General features: G+C 56.8%; 1 rRNA gene. It reads right to left on the reverse strand.

Going from position 1 to position 3,201, the window contains the following annotated elements:
- Positions 1 to 21: 21 nt before the first annotated feature.
- Positions 22 to 3,145 (reverse strand): 23S ribosomal RNA (locus EAO71_RS07605).
- Positions 3,146 to 3,201 lie beyond the last annotated feature (56 nt).

Below are 3,201 nucleotides of genomic sequence, written 5' to 3' on the forward strand. Positions count from 1 at the left end.
ACACAGTGGACGCGAGCAACTGAGGACAAGCCCTCGGCCTATTAGTACCGGTCAGCTCCACCCATTACTGGGCTTCCACATCCGGCCTATCAACCCAGTCGTCTACTGGGAGCCTTACCCTCTCAAGGAGGTGGGAATACTCATCTCGAAGCAGGCTTCCCGCTTAGATGCTTTCAGCGGTTATCCCTCCCGAACGTAGCCAACCAGCCATGCCCTTGGCAGGACAACTGGCACACCAGAGGTTCGTCCGTCCCGGTCCTCTCGTACTAGGGACAGCCCTTCTCAATATTCCTACGCGCACAGCGGATAGGGACCGAACTGTCTCACGACGTTCTAAACCCAGCTCGCGTACCGCTTTAATGGGCGAACAGCCCAACCCTTGGGACCGACTCCAGCCCCAGGATGCGACGAGCCGACATCGAGGTGCCAAACCATCCCGTCGATATGGACTCTTGGGGAAGATCAGCCTGTTATCCCCGGGGTACCTTTTATCCGTTGAGCGACGGCGCTTCCACAAGCCACCGCCGGATCACTAGTCCCGACTTTCGTCCCTGCTCGACCCGTCGGTCTCACAGTCAAGCTCCCTTGTGCACTTACACTCAACACCTGATTGCCAACCAGGCTGAGGGAACCTTTGGGCGCCTCCGTTACCCTTTGGGAGGCAACCGCCCCAGTTAAACTACCCATCAGACACTGTCCCTGATCCGGATCACGGACCGAGGTTAGACATCCAGCACGACCAGAGTGGTATTTCAACGGCGACTCCACCATGACTGGCGTCACGGCTTCAAAGTCTCCCACCTATCCTACACAAGCCGAACCGAACACCAATATCAAACTGTAGTAAAGGTCCCGGGGTCTTTCCGTCCTGCTGCGCGAAACGAGCATCTTTACTCGTAGTGCAATTTCACCGGGCCTATGGTTGAGACAGTCGAGAAGTCGTTACGCCATTCGTGCAGGTCGGAACTTACCCGACAAGGAATTTCGCTACCTTAGGATGGTTATAGTTACCACCGCCGTTTACTGGCGCTTAAGTTCTCAGCTTCGCAACCCCGAAAGGTCACTAACCGGTCCCCTTAACGTTCCAGCACCGGGCAGGCGTCAGTCCGTATACATCGCCTTACGGCTTCGCACGGACCTGTGTTTTTAGTAAACAGTCGCTTCTCGCTGGTCTCTGCGGCCACCCCCAGCTCACGGAGTAAATCCGATCACCAGTGATGGCCCCCCTTCTCCCGAAGTTACGGGGGCATTTTGCCGAGTTCCTTAACCATAGTTCACCCGAACGCCTCGGTATTCTCTACCTGACCACCTGAGTCGGTTTAGGGTACGGGCCGCCATGAAACTCGCTAGAGGCTTTTCTCGACAGCATAGGATCATCCACTTCACCACAATCGGCTCGGCATCAGGTCTCAGCCTTAATGTGTGACGGATTTGCCTATCACACGGCCTACACCCTTACCCCGGGACAACCACCGCCCGGGCTGGACTACCTTCCTGCGTCACCCCATCGCTTACCTACTACCACCTTGGGTCAGCGGCTCCACCACTCCCCTTTGCCCGAAGGCTCCAGGGCGGCTTCACGGCCTTAGCATTAATGGGCTCGATATTGGGCGTTTCAAAGCGGGTACCGGAATATCAACCGGTTGTCCATCGACTACGCCTGTCGGCCTCGCCTTAGGTCCCGACTTACCCTGGGCAGATCAGCTTGACCCAGGAACCCTTAGTCAATCGGCGCACACGTTTCTCACGTGTGTATCGCTACTCATGCCTGCATTCTCACTCGTGAACCGTCCACAACTCGCTTCCGCGGCTGCTTCACCCGGCACACGACGCTCCCCTACCCATCACAGCACCCGTTGGGGCTWWTTGCTGCAATGACACGACTTCGGCGGTACGCTTGAGCCCCGCTACATTGTCGGCGCGGAATCACTTGACCAGTGAGCTATTACGCACTCTTTCAAGGGTGGCTGCTTCTAAGCCAACCTCCTGGTTGTCTCTGCGACTCCACATCCTTTCCCACTTAGCGTACGCTTAGGGGCCTTAGTCGATGCTCTGGGCTGTTTCCCTCTCGACCATGGAGCTTATCCCCCACAGTCTCACTGCCGTGCTCTCACTTACCGGCATTCGGAGTTTGGCTAAGGTCAGTAACCCGGTAGGGCCCATCGCCTATCCAGTGCTCTACCTCCGGCAAGAAACACACGACGCTGCACCTAAATGCATTTCGGGGAGAACCAGCTATCACGGAGTTTGATTGGCCTTTCACCCCTAACCACAGGTCATCCCCCAGGTTTTCAACCCTGGTGGGTTCGGTCCTCCACGAAGTCTTACCTCCGCTTCAACCTGCCCATGGCTAGATCACTCCGCTTCGGGTCTAGAGCGTGCAACTCAATCGCCCTYTTCGGACTCGCTTTCGCTACGGCTTCCCCACACGGGTTAACCTCGCTACACACCGCTAACTCGCAGGCTCATTCTTCAAAAGGCACGCAGTCACGACCCATTGGGTAAACCCAATGAGCGACGCTCCCACGGCTTGTAGGCACACGGTTTCAGGTACTATTTCACTCCGCTCCCGCGGTACTTTTCACCATTCCCTCACGGTACTATCCGCTATCGGTCACCAGGGAATATTTAGGCTTAGCGGGTGGTCCCGCCAGATTCACACGGGATTTCTCGGGCCCCGTGCTACTTGGGTGTCTCTCAAGCAAGCCGTATGAATTTCAGCTACGGGGGTCTTACCCTCTACGCCGGACCTTTCGCATGTCCTTCGCCTATCCATACGGTTTCTGACTCGCCTCACAGCCGGCAGACTGTGAAAGAGAGATCCCACAACCCCGTATGCGCAACCCCTGCCGGGTATCACACGCATACGGTTTGGCCTCATCCGGTTTCGCTCGCCACTACTCCCGGAATCACGGTTGTTTTCTCTTCCTGAGGGTACTGAGATGTTTCACTTCCCCTCGTTCCCTCCACATGCCCTATGTGTTCAGGCATGGGTGACAGCCCATGACGACTGCCGGGTTTCCCCATTCGGAAACCCCCGGATCAAAGCCTGGTTGACGGCTCCCCGGGGACTATCGTGGCCTCCCACGTCCTTCATCGGTTCCTGGTGCCAAGGCATCCACCGTGCGCCCTTAAAAACTTGGCCACAGATGCTCGCGTCCACTGTGTAGTTCTCAAGCAACGACCAGCCACCCATCACCC

The sequence above is a fragment of the Streptomyces sp. MS191 genome, from assembly GCF_008042125.1.
GTDB lineage: Bacteria > Actinomycetota > Actinomycetes > Streptomycetales > Streptomycetaceae > Streptomyces.